This window comes from Pseudomonas sp. Larv2_ips, from assembly GCF_963879675.1.
Lineage (GTDB): Bacteria > Pseudomonadota > Gammaproteobacteria > Pseudomonadales > Pseudomonadaceae > Aquipseudomonas.
Map to the genome: position 1 here is coordinate 387,086 of NZ_CAWOAW010000014.1, position 23,106 is coordinate 410,191.

Annotated in this window: 22 protein-coding genes; 8 read left to right on the plus strand and 14 right to left on the minus strand. The window is 60.6% G+C overall.

Annotation, left to right across the window (positions count from 1 at the left end; translation table 11 throughout):
- The first annotated feature begins 15 nt into the window (after positions 1–15).
- The 5 genes from AACV02_RS08160 to AACV02_RS08180 all read left to right on the plus strand — a co-directional run bounded on the left by AACV02_RS08160 (position 16) and on the right by AACV02_RS08180 (position 6,251).
- Positions 16–2,313, plus strand: coding sequence for a beta-galactosidase (locus AACV02_RS08160; protein ID WP_119738809.1), 2,298 nt, complete (start codon positions 16–18; stop codon positions 2,311–2,313).
- Positions 2,314–2,395: 82 nt separating this feature from the next.
- Positions 2,396–3,541: a serine hydrolase domain-containing protein gene (locus AACV02_RS08165; protein WP_106577119.1), complete on the plus strand. Its 1,146-nt coding sequence runs from the start codon at positions 2,396–2,398 to the stop codon at positions 3,539–3,541.
- Between the two features lie 143 nt (positions 3,542–3,684).
- Positions 3,685–4,845, plus strand: coding sequence for an OmpA family protein (locus AACV02_RS08170; RefSeq protein WP_106577118.1), 1,161 nt, complete (start codon positions 3,685–3,687; stop codon positions 4,843–4,845).
- A 27-nt stretch (positions 4,846–4,872) separates the two neighbouring features.
- Complete coding sequence (gene pdxH, locus AACV02_RS08175) at positions 4,873–5,520, plus strand: pyridoxamine 5'-phosphate oxidase (protein ID WP_106577117.1); 648 nt, start codon at positions 4,873–4,875, stop codon at positions 5,518–5,520.
- A 266-nt stretch (positions 5,521–5,786) separates the two neighbouring features.
- On the plus strand, positions 5,787–6,251 hold the full coding sequence (locus AACV02_RS08180) for an outer membrane lipoprotein (protein ID WP_003189251.1): 465 nt from the start codon (positions 5,787–5,789) through the stop codon (positions 6,249–6,251).
- A gap of 89 nt (positions 6,252–6,340) precedes the next feature.
- On the opposite strand, the gene AACV02_RS08185 is transcribed toward AACV02_RS08180, so the two are convergent.
- Complete coding sequence (locus AACV02_RS08185; RefSeq protein ID WP_119738811.1) at positions 6,341–7,963, minus strand: methyl-accepting chemotaxis protein; 1,623 nt, start codon at positions 7,961–7,963, stop codon at positions 6,341–6,343.
- Positions 7,964–8,159: 196 nt separating this feature from the next.
- Positions 8,160–9,335 (minus strand): Na+/H+ antiporter NhaA, encoded by a 1,176-nt coding sequence (gene nhaA, locus AACV02_RS08190; RefSeq protein ID WP_119738813.1) that lies wholly within the window; start codon positions 9,333–9,335, stop codon positions 8,160–8,162.
- 216 nt (positions 9,336–9,551) lie between these two features.
- On the opposite strand from nhaA, the gene AACV02_RS08195 reads away from it, so the two are divergent.
- Positions 9,552–10,646, plus strand: coding sequence for a PLP-dependent cysteine synthase family protein (locus tag AACV02_RS08195; protein WP_119738816.1), 1,095 nt, complete (start codon positions 9,552–9,554; stop codon positions 10,644–10,646).
- Positions 10,647–10,781: 135 nt separating this feature from the next.
- Here AACV02_RS08195 and AACV02_RS08200 read toward each other — a convergent pair whose 3' ends face one another.
- The 3 genes from AACV02_RS08200 to AACV02_RS08210 form a co-directional block, all read right to left on the minus strand.
- Positions 10,782–12,395 (minus strand): NAD(P)/FAD-dependent oxidoreductase, encoded by a 1,614-nt coding sequence (locus tag AACV02_RS08200; RefSeq protein ID WP_119738818.1) that lies wholly within the window; start codon positions 12,393–12,395, stop codon positions 10,782–10,784.
- Between the two features lie 106 nt (positions 12,396–12,501).
- Positions 12,502–13,173 (minus strand): COG3650 family protein, encoded by a 672-nt coding sequence (locus AACV02_RS08205; protein WP_106577112.1) that lies wholly within the window; start codon positions 13,171–13,173, stop codon positions 12,502–12,504.
- Between the two features lie 97 nt (positions 13,174–13,270).
- The gene (locus tag AACV02_RS08210; protein WP_119738820.1) at positions 13,271–13,870 is read right to left on the minus strand and encodes a short chain dehydrogenase; all 600 of its coding nucleotides are present in this window, start codon (positions 13,868–13,870) and stop codon (positions 13,271–13,273) included.
- A 103-nt stretch (positions 13,871–13,973) separates the two neighbouring features.
- Between AACV02_RS08210 and AACV02_RS08215 the strand changes: the two genes are divergently transcribed.
- On the plus strand, positions 13,974–14,888 hold the full coding sequence (locus tag AACV02_RS08215; RefSeq protein WP_106577110.1) for a LysR family transcriptional regulator: 915 nt from the start codon (positions 13,974–13,976) through the stop codon (positions 14,886–14,888).
- Here AACV02_RS08215 and AACV02_RS08220 read toward each other — a convergent pair.
- From AACV02_RS08220 to AACV02_RS08235, 4 genes are read right to left on the minus strand one after another with little or no spacing between them, the layout of a single operon-like run.
- Positions 14,879–15,364: a DoxX family protein gene (locus tag AACV02_RS08220; protein ID WP_119738822.1), complete on the minus strand. Its 486-nt coding sequence runs from the start codon at positions 15,362–15,364 to the stop codon at positions 14,879–14,881. The two genes, AACV02_RS08215 and AACV02_RS08220, sit on opposite strands and share 10 nt — an antisense overlap.
- Complete coding sequence (locus AACV02_RS08225; protein WP_119738824.1) at positions 15,361–16,137, minus strand: HvfC/BufC N-terminal domain-containing protein; 777 nt, start codon at positions 16,135–16,137, stop codon at positions 15,361–15,363. Before AACV02_RS08225 ends, AACV02_RS08220 begins: the two co-directional genes overlap by 4 nt.
- Complete coding sequence (gene bufB / locus AACV02_RS08230) at positions 16,134–17,012, minus strand: MNIO family bufferin maturase (RefSeq protein ID WP_119738826.1); 879 nt, start codon at positions 17,010–17,012, stop codon at positions 16,134–16,136. The genes AACV02_RS08225 and bufB overlap by 4 nt, the downstream gene beginning before the upstream one ends.
- 23 nt (positions 17,013–17,035) lie before the next feature.
- Positions 17,036–17,335, minus strand: coding sequence for a BufA1 family periplasmic bufferin-type metallophore (locus AACV02_RS08235; RefSeq protein ID WP_119738828.1), 300 nt, complete (start codon positions 17,333–17,335; stop codon positions 17,036–17,038).
- A 217-nt stretch (positions 17,336–17,552) separates the two neighbouring features.
- Here AACV02_RS08235 and AACV02_RS08240 point away from each other — a divergent pair, with 217 nt between their 5' ends.
- On the plus strand, positions 17,553–18,056 hold the full coding sequence (locus AACV02_RS08240; protein WP_177413690.1) for a hypothetical protein: 504 nt from the start codon (positions 17,553–17,555) through the stop codon (positions 18,054–18,056).
- On the opposite strand, the gene AACV02_RS08245 is transcribed toward AACV02_RS08240, so the two are convergent.
- The 5 genes from AACV02_RS08245 to AACV02_RS08265 all read right to left on the minus strand — a co-directional run bounded on the left by AACV02_RS08245 (position 18,016) and on the right by AACV02_RS08265 (position 23,012).
- Positions 18,016–18,717, minus strand: a complete 702-nt coding sequence (locus AACV02_RS08245) for an ABC transporter ATP-binding protein (protein ID WP_010212366.1) — start codon at positions 18,715–18,717, stop codon at positions 18,016–18,018. The genes AACV02_RS08240 and AACV02_RS08245 overlap by 41 nt on opposite strands.
- Before the next feature lies 1 nt (position 18,718).
- Positions 18,719–19,486, minus strand: a complete 768-nt coding sequence (gene livG, locus AACV02_RS08250; RefSeq protein WP_016975067.1) for a high-affinity branched-chain amino acid ABC transporter ATP-binding protein LivG — start codon at positions 19,484–19,486, stop codon at positions 18,719–18,721.
- Complete coding sequence (locus AACV02_RS08255; RefSeq protein ID WP_119738830.1) at positions 19,483–20,736, minus strand: high-affinity branched-chain amino acid ABC transporter permease LivM; 1,254 nt, start codon at positions 20,734–20,736, stop codon at positions 19,483–19,485. Before AACV02_RS08255 ends, livG begins: the two co-directional genes overlap by 4 nt.
- A complete protein-coding gene (gene livH / locus AACV02_RS08260) occupies positions 20,733–21,656 on the minus strand; it encodes a high-affinity branched-chain amino acid ABC transporter permease LivH (RefSeq protein WP_119738832.1) in 924 nt (307 codons plus the stop codon). The genes AACV02_RS08255 and livH overlap by 4 nt, the downstream gene beginning before the upstream one ends.
- A gap of 228 nt (positions 21,657–21,884) precedes the next feature.
- Positions 21,885–23,012: a branched-chain amino acid ABC transporter substrate-binding protein gene (locus AACV02_RS08265; RefSeq protein ID WP_106577103.1), complete on the minus strand. Its 1,128-nt coding sequence runs from the start codon at positions 23,010–23,012 to the stop codon at positions 21,885–21,887.
- Positions 23,013–23,106 lie beyond the last annotated feature (94 nt).

Below are 23,106 nucleotides of genomic sequence, written 5' to 3' on the forward strand. Positions count from 1 at the left end.
GAGAACCTTGTTCGTATGATTCGCACGCTGCCCGCTCTGTTTGCCTTGTTGTTTGCCGCGCCCTTGATGGCCGCGCCTGCCGGGCAACAAACGCTGTTCAATTTCGTCCGGCCTGCCGATGTGGTCAAGGTCGCGACCCAGGACGCGAGCCTGCCGCAATACAACGCCGAACAAACCGCTGAGGGCGAGGTGCTGCGCCGCATCACCTTCAACCCGGCGGCCGAACCGAGCCTGGTGCTCAGCCCGCAGACCGGCGTGTGGGACTGGTCGCAGTCCGGCGCCATGAGCCTGCGTATCCAAAGCGCCATGGACTGGGCGCTGACCCTCTACGTCAAGGTGCAGAGCACCGACGGCCAGACGCTGGTCAGCCGCATCGACCTGCCGGCCGGCCCCGCTCAAACCCTGCTGATTCCGCTGCAGGCCAACTCGCCGCTGAGCCAGGGCATGAAGGCCGGCCCGCCGATGCCGATTACCGTGGAAGGCCAGCGTGTGCTGTTGGCCAGCAGCGCCGGGGCAATCGATCGTAGCCAGGTGGCGTCGGTCACTCTGTCGATGATCAAGCCCAACGCAGCCCAAAGCATCCTGCTCGAACGCTTTGGCGTGCAGGACAGCGAGCCGGTGCTGAAGGCCGCCTACAGCGCGCTGGTGGATGCGTATGGTCAGTCCACGCGTGCGCGTTGGCCGGAAAAAGTCAGCAGCGACGAACAACTCAAAGCCGCAGCGGCCAAGGAGCAGCAACAGCTCAAGGGCTGGCTGGCTGAGCGCGACAAGTCTGCCCTGGACCAATATGGCGGCTGGAACAAAGGCCCGGCGTTTGAAGCAAGCGGCTTTTTCCGCACCGAGAAGCGCGACGGGCGCTGGTACCTGGTGACCCCGGAAGGCCATCCGTTCTACTCCCTGGGCGTCAATACGGTTGCGCCGGACGATAATCAAACCTACGTGGCCGGCCGCGAATGGATGTTTGCCGCGCTGCCCAAGTCCGGCGAGCCGTTCGACAAGTATTACGGACGTGCGGATAACCGCGGCGGCAACGGCGCTGACCAGGGCCGGGGCTTCAATGTGGGGCGCTGGTACGACTTCTATGGTGCCAACCTGCAGCGCACCTATGACACGCAAGGTTTCGACCACAAGCGCTGGGTCACGCACACGCTGGACCGCCTGCAAGCCTGGGGTTTCAACACCGTGGGCAACTGGAGCGACGAGGATTTGGCCAGCGCCGACCGCGTGCCCTACACCTTGCCACTGTCGATTGTCGGTGACTACGCCAGCATCAGCACCGGCACGGACTGGTGGGGCGGCATGCCCGACCCGTTCGACCCGCGTTTCGCCATGGCCACCGAGCGCGCCGTGGCGATCGCGGCCCGCGATCACCGCGACGACCCGTGGCTGATCGGCTTTTTTGCCGACAACGAGCTGGCCTGGGCCGGCCCTGGCGATGATCCAAAGTCGCGTTACGCCCTGGCGTACGGGACCTTGCGCATGACCACCGACGTGCCGGCCAAACGTGCGTTCCTCAAGCAACTGCGTGACAAATACCGTAACGAAGAAGGCCTCTCCAAAGCCTGGGGCATACACCTGTCAGGCTGGGAGCTGATGGAAGACCCGGGCTTCGAGCCGCCGATGCCAAGCCCTGAGCACCCGGAAATCGAAGCCGACTTCAAATACTTCCAGAAGACCTTCGCCGATGCCTATTTCAAGACCATCTCCGATTCGTTGAAGTGGCACGCGCCCAACCAGCTGCTGCTGGGTGGCCGCTACGCCGTCAGCACCCCGGAAGCCGTGGCGTCCTGCGCCCAGTATTGCGATGTGCTGAGCTTCAACATGTACACCCTCAAGCCTCAGGACGGCTACGACTTCGCCGCCCTGCGCGCGTTGGATAAGCCGGTGCTGATCACCGAGTTCAACTTCGGCTCGGCGGATCGCGGTCCGTTCTGGGGCGGCGTGACTCAGCTGGCCAAGGAGGAAGACCGTGGCGTGGCGTACAGCAACTTCCTCAAGCAGGCCATGGCTGAGCCGTCGATCGTCGGCGTGCACTGGTTCCAGTACCTGGATCAACCGGTGACGGGGCGTCTGCTGGACGGCGAAAACGGCCACTTTGGCCTTGTGGGCATCACGGATGTGCCGTTCCAGGGCTTTGTCGACAGCGTGCGCAAAAGCAACCTGGCGGCCGTCGACCAACTGGGCAAGGAAGCCCAAAAAGCCAAGGCTGCCAGCGGGGTGCGTGAGAGTGAAGCCGGCAAGTCGGGGCACGACGGCAGAGGCGCGGGGCAGGGCGCCGGGCATGCTGGCGGTCACTCTGGAAATGGCCATTGATTCATATTTGACGGGTTCACAAAACCGCCAATGACTGGAACAATGTCGGCCACTTATTACGGTGTTTTCCGAGGCGGCTTAGGTGCAGATTCAGGGTCATTACGAGCTCCAGTTCGAAGCGGTACGTGAGGCATTCGCCGCGTTGTTTGATGACCCGCAGGAGCGTGGTGCCGGGCTGTGTATCCAGATCGGCGGCGAAACCGTCGTCGACCTGTGGGCAGGCACCGCCGACAAGGACGGTGCCGAGGCCTGGCACAGCGACACCCTCGTCAACCTGTTTTCCTGCACCAAGACCTTCACCGCCGTGACGGCCCTGCAATTGGTGGCCGAGGGCAAGTTGCAACTCGACGCCCCTGTCGCCAATTACTGGCCCGAGTTTGCCGCGGCCGGTAAGGAAGCCATCACCCTGCGCCAGCTGCTCTGCCACCAGGCCGGGTTGCCGGCGATTCGCGACATGCTCCCCGCCGAAGCCCTCTATGACTGGCAACTGATGGTCGACACCCTGGCGGCCGAAGCCCCATGGTGGACGCCCGGCCAAGGCCACGGCTACGAGGCCATCACCTATGGGTGGCTGGTCGGTGAGTTGTTGCGTCGCGCCGACGGGCGTGGGCCCGGTGAATCAATTGTTGCGCGGGTTGCGCGGCCATTGGGGCTGGACTTTCATGTTGGCCTGGCGGACGAAGAGTTTTACCGTGTTGCGCATATAGCGCGCAGCAAAGGCAATATGGGCGATGAAGCCGCTCAACGATTACTGCAAGTTATGATGCGCGAACCTGCGGCCATGACTACGCGTGCATTTGCCAACCCACCGTCTATTCTGACAAGCACTAATAAGCCGCAATGGCGGCGCATGCAGCAGCCAGCGGCAAATGGTCACGGTAACGCGCGTAGCCTGGCGGGCTTTTATAGCGGATTGTTGGACGGTAGTTTGCTCGAGGCGGACATGCTCGAACAATTGACCCGCGAACACAGTATCGGACCGGATAAAACTTTATTGACCCAAACGCGTTTCGGCTTGGGCTGCATGTTGGATCAACCGCACTTGCCTAATGCGACGTTCGGCCTTGGCCCACGTGCGTTTGGGCATCCGGGGGCGGGTGGTTCGGTTGGTTTTGCCGATCCGGAACATGATGTAGCATTTGGTTTCGTGACTAATACACTGGGGCCTTATGTACTTATGGACCCGCGTGCACAGAAGTTGGTCGGAATATTGGCCGGTTGTCTGTAAAGAGCTTGCTGTTTCACGTTTTTTTGTTACAAAGGCAACTATAAGAAGGCGCTGAACGAAATTTTGTAACTTCAATGTTCTGTAAGCGTCTGTTTAACGGGTCAACCAGACCCTCCGGTTTTTTCTCATTTTGTGGATATCTCATGTTATCGAACAAGTCCTTGGCACTGGCGCTGTGCCTCACAATTACGGGTTGCGCACAAACTCCACAAAATGATGCCGAGGGTGGGCATTGGTGGTCATTTGGATCAGACAAGGCTGCTACCAAGGACGCAGTAACCAAAACCGACGCCGTGCCGGATGCAAAACCAGCCGCTGGCGCCAAGCCCGCAGCCCCGGTTGCCGCCGCCGCTGCTCCAGCGCCTGCCGCTGCTGCCGCCCCTGCGCCCGTAGCCAAGGCTGAGACCGGCTCCAGCTGGTGGCCGTTCGCCTCTAAAAGCGCCGATGAAAAAGCGGCCGATGCCAAAGCCGATCTGAAAGCCGACCTCAAGGCGGCAGACCCGACGACCCCGGCGGTGGCCAAGACCGACACCGATACCAAATGGTGGTGGCCTTTCGAAAGCAAGCCAAAACCATTGGCCAAGGTCGACGTGACCAACGTGCCGATGCCTGACCCGAAAATCACTCAAGCCTGGCTGGACGACTATGAGCCGCGCCTGCGTGCGGCCATCAAGGACAGCAACCTGCAATTGGAGCGTCGCGAAAACGTATTGGTCGTGATCGCCCCGGTTGATGGCTCTTACAACCCGAAACGCCCGGCAATGCTGCTGCCGGTTACGTTGGGCCCGTTCACTCGCGTGGCCAAGGCGGTTGAAGGCGATCCGAAGACCGCTGTGTTGGTCTTAGGCCACGTCGACACCAATGGTGCCGAGCCAGTGAGCCAGGCATTGACCCGCGAGCGCGCGCAGTCCATCGCTTCGATTTTCAGCCTCAGCGGCTTGAAGCAGGATCGCCTGATGATGCGTGGCATGGGCGACCTTATGCCGCGGGCTGCCAACGATAGCAATCAGGGGCGTGCGCTGAACCGTCGCATGGAAATCATGTTCACTCAGCGTACAACGATGTTGGCGTTGTTGAGCAAGTACAACTCGGGCAAGCCACCGGTTGCGGAAATGGTTGCCGTGCAGACTGCACCCGCTCCCGTACCGGCGCCTGCTGCGAAAAAGGCCGCTCCGGCGAAAAAGGCTCCGGTCAAGAAAGCCGCTGCCAAGCCTGTTGCGAAAAAAGCTGCCGCCAAGCCGGCCGCGAAAAAAGCCGCACCCAAGGCCGACGCTCCAGCGACAAACGACCAGGCGAAAAACTGATCTGTTGAACCAGAAGGATAAAGCCGCATGACCCAGGCATTGGCCGATATGCGCCGTGACTACACACGGGACGGTTTGAGCGAGGCCCAGGCCCCGGGCGAGCCGTTTGCATTGTTCCACCAGTGGTTTGCCGATGCGGTGAAAACCGAGCAGCCACCGGTGGAAGCCAATGCCATGACTCTGGCCACGGTCGACCAGGACGGTCGTCCGCACTGTCGTATCCTGTTGCTCAAAGGCCTGGATACACAGGGTTTTACCTTCTTCACCAATTATCAGAGTGCCAAGGGCGAACAGCTTGCGGCACAGCCATTTGCAGCCATGACCTTCTTCTGGCCCACCCTGGAGCGCCAGGTGCGTATCGAAGGGCGGGTGGTCAAGGTCACGCCTGAAGAGTCGGATGCTTACTTTCAGGTCCGCCCATTGGGAAGCCGTCTTGGGGCCTGGGCGTCGCCGCAGAGCCGGGTCATCCGTGATCGCGAAGAGCTGCAAGATTTGCTCAAGGCCACCGAGCAGCGTTTCAGCGACATCCAACCCGATTGCCCTGAGCATTGGGGCGGGTATCGCCTGCTGCCCGAGCGCATCGAGTTCTGGCAGGGTCGCGCCAGTCGCCTGCATGATCGCCTCAACTACCGCCTGCAAGCCGGCGAGTGGACTCGTGAGCGCCTGGCGCCCTGAGTTTCACCTTTCGTCACCTCGTTCGAATGTTGCCCGCCACGGCGAAGTCTTTATCCATATGTCTTCGGCGTGTGCTGCTGCGCGACTACAATAATGATGAACGCGTTCATGACATTCTTCGGAACAGTTGAGTGCAACCGTTCGTCTATTTTTCTGGTGCTAGCAGTCTGTACTAAGGCTGAATGAAAGCAATTTTCTGCGGTGCTCGCCGTGACAGGCGCCAAGCCGCAGCGTCTAATGAATACCTGTCCTTTGGAGTTGATGCTATGCGTAAGTCCGTTTTACTAGTTGCCTGCTTTACCACCCTGTCGTTGCTGTTGGGTGGCTGCGCCTCGAGTCTGACCGGCGACTCGTACTCTCGTGACGAGGCGCGTCGTGTACAGACCGTTCGCATGGGCACCATTGAATCCCTGCGTCCAGTGAAAATCGAAGGCACCAAGACCCCAATTGGCGGCGCCGCTGGCGCAGTCATCGGCGGCGTTGGCGGCAGCGCCATCGGCGGCGGCCGTGGCAGCATTGTGACCGCCGTGATCGGCGCCGTAGCCGGCGGCCTGCTGGGCTCTGCTACTGAAGAAGGCCTGACCCGCACCCAAGGCGTGGAAATCACCGTTCGCGAAGACGACGGCAGCATGCGTGCCTACGTACAAGCCGTGCAGGAAAATGAAATCTTCCGCATCGGCGACCGTGTACGCATCATGACCGTTGACGGTACCAGCCGCGTTACTCGTTAAACGCCGGTCCTTGCAATAAAAAACCCCAACCGAGTGATCGGTTGGGGTTTTTTATTGCAGGCGCGGTGTGCCGCGCACGCTGCGTGACTTCAAACCTGGAAGTGCTTGACCATCGTGTTCAACTCGTGGGCCAGGCTGGCGAGGGACTGCGAGGCTGCAGTCGTTTGGGTCGAGCCCTCTGCCGACTGAATCGACAGCTGCTGAATGTTCAGCAAATTGCGATCGACTGCTCGAGCAACGTCGGCTTGTTCCGCCGCCGCCGTGGTGATCACCAGATTGCGGTCATTGATTTCATCGTTGGCGGCCAGAATGTCTGCCAGCGCTTGTTGCGCCAGCTCGGCCAGCCCCAAGGTTTGCTGAGTCATGGCGCTGCTGTCGAGCATGGTGTTGACGGTACTGGCCGTGTTGGCCTGAATGCTGCCGATCATCTGCTCGATTTCCTGGGTCGATTGGGCGGTGCGATGGGCCAGTGCACGAACCTCGTCGGCGACCACGGCGAAACCACGTCCGGCCTCACCGGCACGCGCGGCTTCGATGGCCGCGTTAAGCGCCAGCAGGTTGGTTTGCTCGGCAATGGTGCGGATCACATCGAGCACTTTGCCGATGCCTTTGGCCTGCTCGGCGAGGCCGCCCACTTGCCCTGAGCTGACCTCGACCCCACGGGTCAGCGCCTGGATCGAATTCAGTGCCTCGACCATGCGCTGTTGGCCCTTCAGCGCAATGCTGCGTGATTCCTGGGACAGGTCGGAGGTTGATGCCGCGTTTCGCGCGACCTCCTCAATCGCGGTGGTCATCTGAGTGACGGCCGTGGCTGCCTGCTCGATTTCGCCATGTTGCTGTTGCAGGTCGCGGCTGCCCTCGGCGGTGACGGCATTCAACTCTTCGGCCGCAGCGGCCAGCTGGCTGGATGAGCCGGTGATTTGCCGCAGAGTCTGCACCAGGTTGTTACGCATGGTTTCCTGTGCCCGGAGCAAGCGCGTGGCTTCGTCATTGCCTGTAGGGTTTATGGGCTGGGTGAGGTCGCCCTTGGCGATGGTTTCGGCCACCTGCACCGCTTCAATGATGGGGCCGGTAATGCTGCGGGTCAGCAACCAGGCCACCAGCACTGTGCCGGCACTGACCAGCAAAATGACGATTGTGATGCCGCTCACGGCATGCTGGTAAGCGCCTACGGAGGTTTGGCCGGCCTGTTCGGCGCCTTTGTTGGCGAGGTCGATCAACTGGTCGAAGTTCTTGGTCATCTGCTCGTAGCTTTCTCGAATGCTGTTGAGAAAGTCGCGGGCGCCGGCTTTGTCGCCCGAGCGCGAGCGCTTGAGCATTTCGGTATGGTTCTTCGCGTAGGCATCCAGGCTCTGGTTGAACACATCCAGGCGCGATTTTTCCTCGGGTGTGCGTAGCAGCGCGGCATATTGGGCCAGCTGTTCCTTGACGCTTTTCAGGCGGCCGGCGGATTTGTCTTCATAGGTCTGCATGTCCGCATCGCTTGACGACAGGATGTGCGCCATTTCGCCCAAGCGAAAACGGTCGAGCGACGCGTTGGCCAGGGCCAGAATCCTGACACGCTGCATCCAGTTGTTCTGAATGTCGGCCGCCTGGGACTGGACTTCGCCAATCTGTTTGAGGGCGAACAGACCGAGAAACACACTCAGCGACGCAATGGCCGCGAAGCCGATGAAGGCTCTGGCAGCGATTCTTATATTTCTCAGGAACATGGGATTTTCGCTCGGGCTGAATACGCGTTGGAGAGCTGTGTCGGGCGGGTGTCCCTGGCAGGGACAGTGGTAGCGCCACAATCACTAGTCGGCGGCGCGCGCAAAGTCTTTAGGCGTTTGAGGTAAGTGTCATCTTCAGAAAAAGAAAAACCCCAATCGGGCTCACCGATTGGGGTTTTGGGTGCTTTCGCAACCCTCAGGCTTTCTTGCGACTCGCCATCGCGGTCACGGCATAACCCATACACGCGGCCAGGATCGACCCGGTCAGAATACCCATTCGATCCTCCCCGGCGAATTCGCTGGCACCCGGCACAAACGCCAGTGAGCCGACAAACAGGCTCATTGTAAAGCCGATACCGCACAGGATCGCCACCCCGAACACCTGGCCCCAGTTCGCGCCGCTGGGCAGCGCGGCAAGGCCGGTCTTGATGGCGAGCCAGGTGAGGCCGAACACGCCGATGGTCTTGCCGATCAACAGGCCGGCGGCGATGCCCATGGGCACATGGTGAGTGAAGCTTTCCAGGCTCACGCCGGCCAGGGAAACGCCCGCGTTGGCGAAGGCAAACAGCGGCAGGATGGCGTAGGCCACCCACGGATGCAGGGCGTGTTCCAACGTCCTCAGGGGCGAGGGCTCGGCATTTTTGGTGCGCAGCGGGATGCAGAAGGCCAGGGTCACGCCGGCCAGCGTGGCATGCACGCCACTCTTGAGCACGCACACCCACAGGATCAGACCGATGATCAGGTAGGGCCCGAGTTTGATCACGCCCAGGCGGTTCATCGCGATCAAGGCAATCAGGCACGCCCCTGCACCGGCCAGAGCAGCACCGGACAGGTCCGCGGAGTAGAACACGGCGATGACGATGATTGCGCCGAGGTCATCAATGATCGCCAGGGTCATCAGGAACAGTTTCAGCGATACCGGCACGCGCTTGCCCAACAGGGCCAGCACGCCCAGTGCAAAAGCGATATCGGTGGCCATGGGGATTGCCCAGCCGGAGAGTGCAGCGGGGTAGTCCTTGTTGATCGCCCAGTAGATCAGCGCCGGCACCACCATGCCGCCAATGGCTGCGGCCCCCGGCAGTACCACTTGCGAGGGTTTGGACAGGTGGCCGTCGAGCAGCTCGCGCTTCACCTCCAGGCCGATCAGCAGGAAGAACAAGGCCATCAGGCCATCGTTGATCCACAGCAGGGCAGGCTTGGCGATTTTCAGCGCGCCAATCTGTGCCACCACCGGTACATCGAGAAACGCGTTGTAGAGGTGTGACAACGGTGAATTGTTGATGATCAGCGCCAAGGCGGCAGCGGCGATCAACAACAGACCGCTGGCGGCTTCCAGCTGGAAGAAACGGGTGAAAGTGCTACGCAGAGGCAAGGGATGCTCTCCAATCCAGGTTCAATAGGTGGGTACCCTAACCCGTACCGTTAGTTGTTAAAACAAAAGTTATATTCTTATTTGTTATAAGGGACGGGCAGAGTCGGCGTTGCGCCAGAGCCTAGCAATTGTGTGTCTATTTGAGTCGCCACTGTATCTGTGTGCAGTGTAGGAAACTCCCTAAAATTGGCGCTGAAATCTTTAGAGACGCACCTTATGAGTGACCACCGTACCTGGGCCCGCGAAGCCATTCGCATCATTGAAGCGGACTTCCAGCGCAGCGCCGACACGCACCTGATCCCTTTGCCGTTGCCGGGGTTGCCGGGTATCGAGTTGTACTTCAAGGACGAGTCCAGCCACCCCACCGGCAGCCTGAAGCATCGGCTGGCCCGTTCACTGTTTCTGTACGCGCTGTGTAATGGCTGGCTCAAGCCGGGCGCGCCGGTGATTGAGGCCTCCAGCGGGTCGACGGCAATTTCGGAAGCGTATTTCGCGCGGCTGCTTGGCCTGCCGTTCATTGCGGTGATGCCAGCCACCACGTCTCAGGAGAAAATCGCCCAGATCGCCTTCTACGGCGGCAAGAGCCATCTGGTGAAGGATCCGACGCAGATTTACGCCGAGTCCGAGCGGTTGGCGCAGGAAAGTGGCGGTCACTTCATGGACCAATTCACCTATGCCGAGCGCGCGACGGACTGGCGGGCGAACAACAATATCGCCGAGTCGATCTTCCAACAGATGCGGTTTGAGCATTACCCCGAGCCGAGCTGGTTGATTTCCAGCCCCGGCACCGGCGGCACCACCGCGACGCTGGGGCGTTACGTGCGCTATCGCCAGCATTGCACCCGCGTGCTGTGTGCCGACGCCGAACGCTCGGTGTTCTTTGACTATTACCAGACGGGCGACGCCAGCTTGCGCCTGGATTGCGGTTCGCGGATCGAAGGGATCGGCCGGCCACGCGTCGAGGCGTCGTTTTTGCCCAAGGTGATTGATGCGATGGTCAAGGTACCGGATGCGCTGTCACTGGCGGCCATGCATTACTTGGCCGAGCGTCTCGGGCGGCGGGTCGGTGGTTCCAGCGGGACCAACCTGATCGGTGCCTTGGTGGCGGCGCAGCAGATGCAAGCGGCGGGGGAGTCTGGGTCGATCGTGGCAATTTTGTGTGACGGGGGCGAGCGGTATGCCACGACTTACTACGATCAGGCGTGGCTCGCCGGGCAAGGGTATGAGTTGAGCGGGCTGATTGCGGCCGTTGCGGCCAGTGTTGAACGGGGCGAGCCGTTGCCGGAGACAATCCTGCGCGCAAACATCTGAAAACCGGCAAAAACCATTGTGGGGGCGGGCTTGCCTACGATGCCGGTGTTTCAGTCGATAAGTTCGGCGACTGAGACTCTGCCATCGCGGGCAAGCCCGCTCCCACCTTTGGTCGGGTTGGCTGCAATAGAGTGCTTAGGCCTCGATGCCGAGCATATCCCGCGCCAACGCCTCGGCAATCCGAATCCCGTCAACGCCCGCCGACAGAATCCCACCGGCATAACCCGCGCCTTCACCGGCCGGGAACAAACCTTTCACGTTCAAGCTCTGCATCGACTCGTTACGGGTAATCCGCAGCGGCGAGGATGTGCGCGTCTCGATCCCGGTCAGCACCGCATCGTGCAACGAGTAGCCTTTGATCTGCTTCTCGAACGCCGGCAACGCTTCACGAATCGCTTCGATGGCAAAGTCCGGCAAGGCCAGGGCCAAGTCACCCAGCGACACGCCGGGCTTGTAGGACGGTTCCACGCTGCCGATGGCCGTGGACGGCTTGCCCGCGATGAAATCCCCCACCAGTTGCGCCGGAGCCTCGTAGTTGCTGCCGCCGAGGATGTAGGCGTGGGACTCCAGGCGCTCCTGCAACTCGATGCCCGCCAGCGGGCCACCCGGGTAATCCACCTCCGGCGTGATGCCGACGACGATGCCGGAGTTGGCATTGCGTTCGTTGCGCGAGTACTGGCTCATGCCGTTGGTTACCACGCGGTTTAACTCGGACGTCGCCGCCACTACCGTGCCGCCTGGGCACATGCAGAAGCTGTAGACCGAGCGGCCGTTCTTGGCGTGGTGCACCAGCTTGTAGTCGGCCGCGCCGAGTTTTGGATGCCCGGCGTATTTGCCCAGGCGCGCCGCGTCGATCAGCGATTGCGGGTGTTCAATCCTGAAGCCCACCGAGAACGGCTTGGCCTCCATGTACACGCCACGCCCGTGCAGCATGCGGAAGGTGTCGCGGGCGCTGTGGCCCAGGGCCAGGATCACGTGCTTGGAGAGCAGTTGCTCGCCACCGTCGATGACCACGCCGTTCAGCTGGCCGTCTTCGATCAGCACATCGGTAACGCGCTGTTCGAAACGTACTTCACCGCCCAGGGCGATGATCTGCTGGCGCATGTTTTCCACCACGCCGGTGAGGCGGAACGTGCCGATGTGCGGCTTGCTGACGTAGAGGATTTCTTCCGGCGCACCGGCCTTGACGAACTCGTGCAGGACCTTGCGACCGTGGAATTTCGGGTCCTTGATCTGGCTGTAGAGCTTGCCGTCGGAGAAGGTCCCGGCGCCGCCTTCACCAAACTGCACGTTGGACTCGGGATTGAGCACGTTTTTGCGCCACAGGCCCCAGGTGTCCTTGGTGCGCTGGCGCACTTCTTTGCCGCGCTCGAGGATGATCGGCTTGAAGCCCATTTGCGCGAGCAGCAGCCCGGCGAAGATCCCGCACGGACCAAACCCCACCACGATCGGCCGTTCGACCAGGCCTTCCGGCGCCTGACCCACCACCTTGTAACTGACATCCGGCGCCGGGTTGACGTTGCGGTCATCGGCGAACTTGAGCAGCAGGGCGGCTTCGCCTTTCACGTTCAGGTCGATGGTGTAGATGAAGCACAGCTCCGACGACTTTTTGCGGGCGTCATAGCTGCGTTTGAACAGGGTGAAATCGAGCAGGTCATCACTGGCGATGCCCAGGCGCTGCACGATGGCAGGCCGCAGGTCTTCTTCGGGATGGTCGATGGGCAGCTTGAGTTCGGTGATTCGTAACATGACGGGATCCGGTAGGCGGCGGACAAAAAGGCCGGCTGTTTTGCAAACCGGCGATTATAAGCCCCAAAGGCGGTTTTCCGACACGTTAAAACAGCGTTGGGCCGAATCAGTCGTCGCGAGAACCGCCGAATGCTGCGCAACCACGCTGCACTTGGCCGTTGACGCGCAACTCGGCGGTCATGTGTTGCAGGCTACCGCTGACGCTGTCGATGCAACGCTGCGGGGCGACCCAGAGTTCGATGTGCTGGTTATTGGCTTCGGTCATCAGGTTGAAACGGCCGTCGCCCAGTTGCTCTTCCACAAAAGGCACCGCTAAGGGTGGCTGGCCTTCGCGCTCCAGCACCATGCCCTTGGCGGTCACATTCATCGCCCAGGCGGGTTTATGGCCATTGGCGCGCAGCACCATGCGCTTGAAGTCCGGGTCGTTGCAGGCCGAAGTCGAACGTTCCATGCGATAGAGCTGTTGCAGCTCTACCGAGCCCTGGGTGCCAGTGGCAACCCCGGAGAACTTGCCGCGCAAGTCGGCAAACAGTGCGCCCTGTTGCCCAGCCAGTGAGGCGGCTTCCTGCAGGATGCTGGTGCCGCCGGCGTCGTTGACCACGTAGTTGCGTTTGTCACCGCAAGGCTGGAACAACAGCTTGCCGTCAACGGCCGTCAATTCACCCTGCATGCGGGTCAACCCGGCGGTAGACGGCTTTGCCGGCTCGCTCTCGAACATCTGGCAAGCGGTGAACAGAGGCAGCAGGGCAAACAGAACTAGGGTACGGGCGGCGCGCATTTATCGGGTCTCCAAACAAGTGCCGCCACGTTACGCAGGCTGACGCCGCACCACAACCCCAGTGCCCGGCTTCAGGCAATTCTGACAGACGCCGGATTCAGCCGACGATAAACGTCTGGCCGGTCTGCAGGCCTTCTACGCTTTTGGCGTAGGCCAGAGCTACGTCGGCACCCGGAGCCGGTTTGTAACCGCGGAAATACGGGGCGTAGCTGCCCATGGCTTCCAGCAGGACGGTCGGGCTCACGGCGTTGACGCGCAGGCCGCGTGGCAATTCGATCGCCGCGGCTTTGACGAAGGCGTCAATGGCGCCATTGACCAATGCGGCCGAGGCGCCGGTACGGATGGGGTCACGGTTGAGGATGCCGCTGGTGAAGGTGAACGAGGCGCCATCGTTGGCATATTCGCGGCCGATCAACAGCAGATTGACCTGGCCCATCAGCTTGTCGCGCAGGCCCAGGTCAAAATCGCTTTCGCTCATTTCACCCAGTGCTACGAAATTCACGCTACCGGCCGCGCAGATCAGGGCATCGAACTTGCCGGTCTGTTCGAACAGCTTGCGGATCGACGCGCTGTCGCTGATATCCACCTGAAAGTCGCCGCTTGTGCGACCGATGCTGATCACGTCGTGACGCTGAGCCAGTTCTGCCTTGACTGCCGAGCCGACCGTGCCGCTGGCACCAATCAATAGGATTTTCATCGTGCTGTTCCTCCAGGGGTAAGTGAAGGTTCAGTCTAGTGTGGCTTTTCAGGTGGATAAACGTGCTAATAGGCAACCTTTGGTTTTCAAATGGAAACAATCCATGAGCGAGATGGATGACTTGGCGGCCTTTGCCGTTCTGATCGAAGCCGGCAGTTTCACCCTGGCGGCCGAGCAACTGGGGTGCAGCAAGGGCCAGTTGTCCAAGCGTATCAGCCAGTTGGAGGCGCAGTTTTGCGTGGTGTTGCTGCACCGCACCACCCGCAAGCTCAGCCTGACCGCAGCCGGTGCAGCGCTGTTGCCCCAGGCTCAAGCGCTGGTGGTTCAAGTGGAACGCGCCCGTCAGGCATTGGCGCGGCTCAAGGACGATTTAGCCGGGCCAGTGCGTATGACGGTTCCGGTGTCGTTGGGAGAAACTTTCTTCGATGGCTTGTTGCTGGAGTTCTCCAAACAGTACCCCCAAGTGCAGATCGAACTGGAATTGAACAACCGTTATCGAGACCTGGCGCGGGATGGGTTTGACTTGGGTGTGCGTTCCGGCGCCATCGAAAATGAGCGTCTGGTGGCCAAACCGCTGCTGGCCTGGCATGAAATGACCTGCGCCAGCCCGGCCTACCTGGAGCAACACGGCGAGCCGCTGACCCCGGCAGACCTGGCGACGCACACCTGCCTGCTCAACAGCCACTACAGCGGGCGTGAAGAATGGCTGTACCACCAGCAGCACGAACTGCTGCGAGTGCGGGTCAGTGGCACCTTTGCCTCCAACCATTACAACCTGTTGAAAAAGGCCGCATTGGTGGGCGCCGGAATCGCCCGCCTGCCGTCCTACGTGTTACCCGCAGAACTGGCTGACGGGAGATTGCGCTGGCTCCTGCGCGATTATCAGACGCGTAGCATGCCGATGTACCTGGTTCACCCGTATCAGGGTGGCTTGCCGCGTCGCACCCAAGTGCTGGCCGATTACCTGGTGGATTGGTTCAAGCGCAGCGGCGAGGCCCTGGACCGTCTTCAGCGGTAGCGGCGTGCAATCAAATGGTCGATGGACAGGCAGCCCGGGCCCTTGGCGACCAACAGCAGCAGCACGGTGATCCAGGTGCCGTGTGTCGGGTAGGCGTCCGGGTAAACGAAGAGTTGAATGGTCAAGGTCATGCCGATCAGGGCCAGGGCCGAGAACCGCGTGGCAAAACCCACCAGGATCAGCACCGGGAAGAAATGCTCGGCAAACGCCGCCATGTGCGCGGCGACTTCCGGTGACAGCAAGGGCACGTGGTATTCGCTGCGAAACAGCGGCAGTGTGGACGCCGCAAGACGCGGCTCGCCGAATTGGAACGTGCCGCTGATCAAGTCGATGGCAAACCCCTCGACCTTGGTCTGCCCGGATTTCCAGAACACCGCGGCAATGGAAAATCGTGCGAGAAAGGCGATCAGGCTGTAGGGGATTTTCTCGAACAGAGCGATGACCCGATTGACCGGACTCGAAGGGGATGTGTTCATGGCAATACCTTTTGTTCGAGGTGCAAATGAGTGATGGCGTCGTGGCTGATCAACAGGGCCAGGCATTGGTTCAGGTCGAACTGCGCCGACGCTTCAAGCGCGTGCTGCACCGCCGTCTCCAGTGCCGTGCCGTGATTCAGGCTGTCGATGAACGCGACCGAGCCGCTGTCGATGGCGAATACCTTGGCCGCCAAGCCTTGGCGTAACACCAGCGCGCTTTGGGCGTGCCAGGGATTCAGGGTGGCCAGGCCACCTTCGGTCTGGTGCGCAGCCCAAACGGCCACCACCGCGTAAGCGCTATTCAGGGTGGCCAGGGATGGATGCAGGTGAAGGCGCAGCTTGCCCAGGTCTGTCTGGCCTTGCAGTGTTTGGAGAATGGCTTGCTGGTCCAGCGGCTGAGTGTCTGCCGCGTGATAGGCACAAACCCGCAAGCGCTCGAGCCTGGCGACGTCAGCCAAGTAGGGCACGCTGGCCGCCGGCTCAAAGGCCTGAATAAACCCTGCGAACGCGCTGCCGTACTCGCTCATCAGCGGGCTGTCAGGTGGGCTCGCCTGAACAAAAAGACCAGCCATGGCGCGAAAAAACTCATCGCCGACCAACTGCAAGGTTACGGGGTAAGCGGTTGCCAACGCGTTGATCAACGCGCTGTGAACATTGTTGCGATACACCGCGAAACGGCTGGCCGGGTCGGCGCCGTTGCGGCTGAACAGGCCGTCGGGGCACGCCAGGTCGGGATCGATCAGGGCGTCGGCAAACGCAGCGTGATGGCTCATACGTTCACCTGCAATAGATGCCAATCGGCGTGTTGAGCTTCGGCATGCAGCACACTGAACGCAGGCAGCTGGTTATCCCGCTCGATCAGTGTGGCCACCGGGCCCGTGCGCGTGAGTACCTGTTCGTATAACTGCCACACCGCGTTATCGATGGGCGCGCCATGGTCGTCGATCAGCAGGCGATCGCCCAGGCTGTCAGTGTCTTCGGCAAACCCCGCCAGATGTATCTCCCCGACGGCGTGTAATGGCAGCGCGTCGATGTAGGAAAGCGCCTCGCGCTGGTGATTGATGCACGACACATAGACGTTGTTGACGTCCAGCAGCAGGCCGCAGCCCGTGCGGCGGATGACCTCGCTGATGAAGTCCGTTTCGTCCAGGGTGGAGCGCTCGAATTGCAGATAGGTCGATGGGTTTTCCAGCAGCATCGGCCGCTTGAGCGTGCTTTGCACCTGGTCGATGTGCTCGCACACCCGGTTCAGTGTGGCGGCGTCGTAGGCCAGCGGCAGCAAGTCATTGAGAAACACCGGGCCGTGGCTCGACCAGGCCAGGTGTTCGGAAAACGAGTGGGGTTGATAGCGTTCGATCAGCAAGGCCAACCGTGCCAGGTGCTCACGGTTGAGCGGGCCTTCGCCGCCGATGGACAGGCCCACGCCGTGCAGTGACAGCGGGTACTGCTCGCGGATCAACCCCAGGTAATGATGGAACGGCCCGCCGGCCACCATGTAGTTTTCGGCGTGCACTTCAAAAAAACCGATATCGGGCGAGGTCTCGAGCACTTCGATGAAGTGCTCGTTCTTCAGCCCCAGCCCGGCCCTGAGGGGAAGGCCGGGCACCTGAGCCGGTGAGACGGTGCGTTGGGGTAAAAGCGTCATCATCAGTACTCAGGCTGTGGGCTGTTTCAGGACTTGGCGGTGAAGGCGGCTGCCTGGCCGAAACCGGTCGGCGAGGTGGAGCTTGGGGTCTTGGCGCAAGTGCCGGCCGGGACCAGCTTCCAGGCGTTGGCCTGGTCTTTGACTTTCGAGGTGCCGGCGCAGGAAGTGCCGGCGCCTGCAGCGCAATCGTTCTTGCCGGCTTCAGCGACGCCGAAGCATTTGTCCATCTTGGCGTCGTCGGCGTGGGCCATGTTCGACAGGGCAGACAGGCTCAGGGCGGAACCGAGGGCCAGGATCAGGGTTGCGGCGGACAATTTAGTGGTCATGGTGTATCTCCAGCAATGAGGGTGGGTAAGGAAGCGTTTGTGCTTGCTTACCCCTCTAGAGTCAAGGCTTCAGGTTGCGTTACAGCAGGTTGCAAATAAATTTTCGATGCACAGCCAATCGCCTCTGAGCCTGAGGGTTCTGGTATCGGTGGCGCTGCACCACCTTGCAGTAGGATCGCGCAATGCCCGGCGACGTTACGACCAATAGGGAGCTTTGGTGTTGAACAAGCGCTTTTCAGATTTTTTTATCAGCAGGAATTTTTCATTTCTTTGGCTGGGGCAAGCACTTTCATCGTTTGGCGAGTTCGTTTTCGAGAGTACTGTCATCGTCTGGTGGTTGACGGACCTGTTTCACGACAGTGCCTTTCTGCCGACGGCCGTAGGTCTGGCAGTGGCTGCCTCGGCGATACCTCGTGTGCTGGCGGCACCACTGGCCATCGCCTCGCTTGCCGGCACGCTGGTGTGTTCCCAGATCCTAAACCTGGCGCAGCACGTTATCGGGTATTTCGACATGCCGTTGGACGTGTATGGCGTGTATATCTTTCTCGCTGCGGGCTTGCTGCTCACGGGCGCTGGCTTGATGCTCGTCGGCCAACGGGCCAGCAAAGGTCACTGGGCACGACGCGCTAAATACCACATAAAAAAACGGCCCGAGGGCCGTTTTTGTTTACGCCAATGGCTCAACCACCGAGGTAGGCTTCACGCACTTTCGGATCCGTGAGCAACTGCTCCCCGGTGCCCTGCATCACCACCCGGCCGTTTTCCAGCACGTAGGCGCGGTCGGCGATTTTCAGCGCCTGGTTGGCGTTTTGCTCGACCAGGAACACCGTCACACCGTCCTTGCGCAGTTGTTCGATGATGTCGAAGATCTGCTGGATGATGATCGGCGCCAGGCCCAGCGAAGGTTCGTCGAGCAGCAACAGCTTGGGTTTGCTCATCAGCGCACGGCCGATGGCGAGCATTTGCTGCTCGCCGCCGGACATGGTGCCGCCGCGCTGGCTGAAGCGTTCCTTAAGCCTGGGGAACAAGTGCAACACCTTGTCCATCTGCTCCTGGTAGTCGCCCTTGTCGGTGAAGAACCCGCCCATGGCCAGGTTCTCCTCCACGGTCAGACGCGAGAACACGCGACGGCCTTCGGGCACCACCGCAATGCTCTTGCGCATGATCTGCGAGGACTGTTGCCCCACCAGCTCTTCACCCATGTAGCGGATGCTGCCGCTGTGCGCCTGCGGCGAGCCGCACAGTGTCATCAGCAAGGTCGATTTGCCGGCACCGTTGGCGCCGATCAGCGTGACGATTTCACCTTGGCGCACTTCCACGTTGACGCTGTGCAGGGCCTGGATCTTGCCGTAGAAAGTGGAAACGTTTTCGAATTGCAGCATTTTACGCTTCCCCCAAATAGGCTTTGATCACTTCAGGATTGTCGCGGATCTGTTCCGGTGTCCCGTCGGCCAGCGGCGTGCCCTGGTTAATCACCACGATGTGGTCGGAAATGCTCATGACCAGTTTCATGTCGTGTTCGATCAACAGCACCGTGGCGTTGTTTTCTTCACGCAACACGCTGATCAGCGCCTTGAGGTCTTCGGTTTCCTTGGGGTTCAGGCCGGCGGCCGGTTCGTCGAGCATGAGGATCCGCGGGCGGGTCATCATGCAGCGGGCGATTTCCAGGCGACGTTGCTGCCCGTAAGCCAGGGTGCCGGCAGGGCGGTTGGCAAACTCGGTGAGGTTGACCTTGTCCAGCCAGTACTCGGCGTATTCCATCGCCTCGCGTTCGCTCTTGCGGAACGCCGGGGTCTTGAACAGGCCAGCAAAAAAGTTGGTGTTCAAGTGACGGTGCTGGGCAATCAGCAGGTTCTCGACCGCCGTCATGTCCTTGAACAACCGCACGTTCTGGAAGGTGCGCACCACGCCCTTGCGGGCGATTTCGTGGCCGGCCAGGCCCTGGATCGGCTGGCCGTCCAGCAGGATGCTGCCACCGCTCGGCTTGTAAAAGCCGGTGAGGCAGTTGAACACCGTGGTTTTGCCGGCGCCGTTCGGGCCGATCAGTGCCACCACCTGTTTTTCTTTCACGGTCAGGGCCACGCCGTTGACCGCCAGCAAACCGCCGAAGCGCATGCTCAAGTTTTCGACTTTCAGGATCTCGCGGCTCATTTGCGCAGCTCCATGTGTGGGCGTTGCATCGGCAGCAGACCTTGAGGACGCCAAATCATCATCAGCACCATCATGGCGCCGAACATCAACATGCGGTATTCGCTGAACTCTCGCATCATCTCCGGCAGCAGGATCATTACGATGGCCGCCAGGATCACGCCCAGCTGCGAGCCCATGCCACCCAGTACGACGATGGCGAGGATGATCGCCGACTCGATAAAGGTGAACGACTCCGGGGTCACCAAGCCTTGGCGCGCCGCGAAGAAGCTGCCGGCGAAACCGGCGAACGTTGCCCCGAGGGTGAAGGCCGAAAGTTTGATGACGGTCGGGTTCATGCCTAGCGCTCGGCAGGCGATCTCATCTTCGCGCAACGCTTCCCACGCCCGTCCGATCGGCATGCGCAGCAGGCGGTTGATCACGAACAGTGCCGCCAGTGCCAGCAAGAGGGCCACCAGGTACAGGAACACCACTTTGCTCACCGGGTTGTAGTCGATCCCGAAGTACTCGTGGAACGTCTGCATGCCCTCGGCGGCGGTGCGGTCGAACGACAGCCCGAAGAACGTCGGCTTGGGGATGCTGCTGATGCCGTTGGGGCCGCCGGTGATATCGGTGAGGTTACGCAGGAACAGCCGGATGATTTCACCGAAGCCCAGGGTCACGATCGCCAAATAGTCACCGCGCAGGCGCAGCACCGGGAAGCCCAGCAGGAAGCCGAACGTGGCCGCCGCCATACCCGCCAGCGGCAGGCAGATCCAGAAGCCCCAGCCCAGGTAATGCGAGAGCAACGCGTAGGTGTAGGCACCCACGGCGTAGAAGCCCACATAACCCAGGTCGAGCAGGCCGGCCAGGCCCACCACGATGTTCAGGCCCAGGCCCAGCAACACGTAGATCAGGATCAGCGTCGCGATATCCACCGCGCCGCGTGAGCCGAAGAACGGCCAGATCAGCGCGGCAACGATCAGGCCGATGATGATGTAGCGTTGGGTGCGCGGCAGGGTCAGGAACTGGCTGACCTTGGGCGATACCAACGGCCCACGGTTGCCCTTGAACAAGGCGCCGATCTGCTGGGTGAACAGCACGCGCAGGAACATCAGCACCGAGCACAGGGCGATGATGGTCAAGGTCGTGGGACCGGTGCCATGCACTTCCAGGTTGATGCCGACAATGCTCAGCTTGAGGCCGAGTACCGGAAAGGCCACGGCCCAGACCAGCAAGGCGCTGAAAAACGCCGATTTAAGATATCTGCTCATACTTTCTCAACCTCCGGACGGCCCAGGATGCCGGTCGGACGGAACAACAGCACCAGAACCAACAGGCCGAACGCCACGACGTCCTTGTACTGGTCGCCGAACACGTCGGCGCCAAAGGCTTCAGCCACACCCAGCACCAGCCCGCCGAGCATCGCGCCCGGAATACTGCCGATGCCGCCCAAGACCGCTGCGGTAAAGGCCTTGAGGCCTACCAGGAAACCGGCGTTGGGGTTGATCACGCCGTACTGCATGCTCAGCAGCACCGCCGCAACGGCCGCTAATGCAGCACCGATCACGAAGGTCAGGGCGATGATGTTGTTGGTGTTGATGCCCAACAGGTTGGCCATCTTGATGTCTTCGGCGCAGGCCCGGCAGGCGCGCCCCAGACGGGAGCGGGAAATGAACAGCGTCAGGCCCAGCATCGCCACCAGCGTGACGACGAACACCAGGATCTGCATGTAGGAAATCAGCACTTCTTGTGCGCCACCTGGGCCGAAGGAGATGCTCCCCGGAATCAGGTTGGGAATGGACTTGTCCTTGGAGTCCTGGGACAGCAATACAGTGTTCTGCAGGAATATCGACATGCCGATGGCGGAAATCAGCGGGATCAAACGGTTGCTGCCACGCAAGGGACGATAGGCAACCCGCTCGATGCTGTAGCCGTAGGCACTGGTTACAACAATCGACGCGATAAACGCGGCGGTCATCAACAGCGGCAGAGAGTGGATACCCATCATGGCCAGCCCGGCAAGGGCGATGAAGGCCACGTAGGAACCAATCATGTACACCTCGCCATGGGCGAAGTTGATCATTCCAATGATGCCGTAAACCATTGTGTAGCCAATGGCTATCAAGGCATAGGTGCTGCCAATGGTCAGGCCATTAACCAGCTGTTGGAAAAAATGATAGATCTCAGGCATTACAGCGCTCCTAAAAACCCGATACGCATTTCACTGGTGGAGTCATGTTCCGGCCCTGCGCTGTGTTCTATGAGCACATTTGCACAAAGCGTTTGCCAGCGAACCGCTGGTGACGGTTTTAAGATTTTCAGGTGAGCCAGCGCCCGGATCGCGGGTGACAGGCCCATAAACCTCGTAAAACAAAGCCCACTGCTTTCACAGTGGGCTTGTTAACCAGTAACGCCTGGCTTACTGAGGGGAAACTTCGGTTTTTGGTTTACCGAAGTGCCATTCGTAGACCACGAACTTGAAGTCCTTCAGGTCGCCCTTGGCGTCGAAGCTCAGATCGCCCGTAGGGGTCTTGAAAGTACCTGCGTGGATGGCAGCTGCCACCTTGGCGGTGTCTTCGCTCTTCGCGGCAGCGATACCGCCGGCGATGACTTCAACCGCAGAGTAAGCCGGGAACACGAACGGACCGGTTGGGTCCTGCTTGTTCTTGGCGAACTCTTCAACAATGGCTTTGTTGGCAGGGTCGGTGTCGAAGGATTTAGGCAGGGTTACCAGCAGGCCTTCGGAAGCGTCCTGGGCAATTTGCGAGATGGAGTCGTTGCCAACGCCTTCCGGGCCCATGAACTTGGCGCTCAGGCCTTTTTCCTTGGCTTGGCGCAGGATCAGGCCCAGCTCTGGGTGGTAGCCGCCGTAGTAGACGAAGTCGACGTTGGCTTGCTTGAGCTTCTGGATGATCGAGGAGAAGTCTTTATCGCCGGCGTTCAGGCCTTCGAAGACAGCGACTTTCACGCCTTTCTTCTCAAGGGTCTGTTTAACGGCAGTAGCGATGCCTTCACCGTATTGCTGTTTGTCGTGCAGTACGGCAACCACCTTGGGCTTCACGAAGTCGGCGATGTAGTTGCCGGCGGCCGGGCCCTGGGCGCTGTCCAGGCCGATGGTGCGGAATACCAGTTTATAACCACGGGCGGTGATTTCCGGGCTGGTAGCCGCCGGAGTGATCATGATCACGCCTTCGTCTTCGTAGATGTCGGTCGCTGGCTGAGTGGAGCTGGAGCAAAGGTGACCCACCACGAACTTGACGCCGTCGTTGACCACTTTGTTGGCTACGGCAACGGCTTGTTTCGGATCGCAAGCGTCGTCGTATTCTTTGGCTTCAAGCATTTTGCCGTCGACGCCGCCCTTGGCGTTGATGTCGGCGATCGCCTGCTTGGCACCCATGAATTGCATGTCGCCGTATTGCGTCACAGGACCGGTCTTTGGACCTGCGATGCCGATCTTGATGGTGTCGGCTGCGAACGAATGGCCGGCAACCCCAGCCAGGACCATAGCGGCAAACAGTTTGGAAATCTGCTTAGTAGCCTTATTCATAGTGCTCCACTCTTACTGTTGTATTTTTTATAGTTCTAGCGGCCTTGTGAGCTGCAGAACCGGATCAGATATCTCGGATATCCCCCCGGCATTG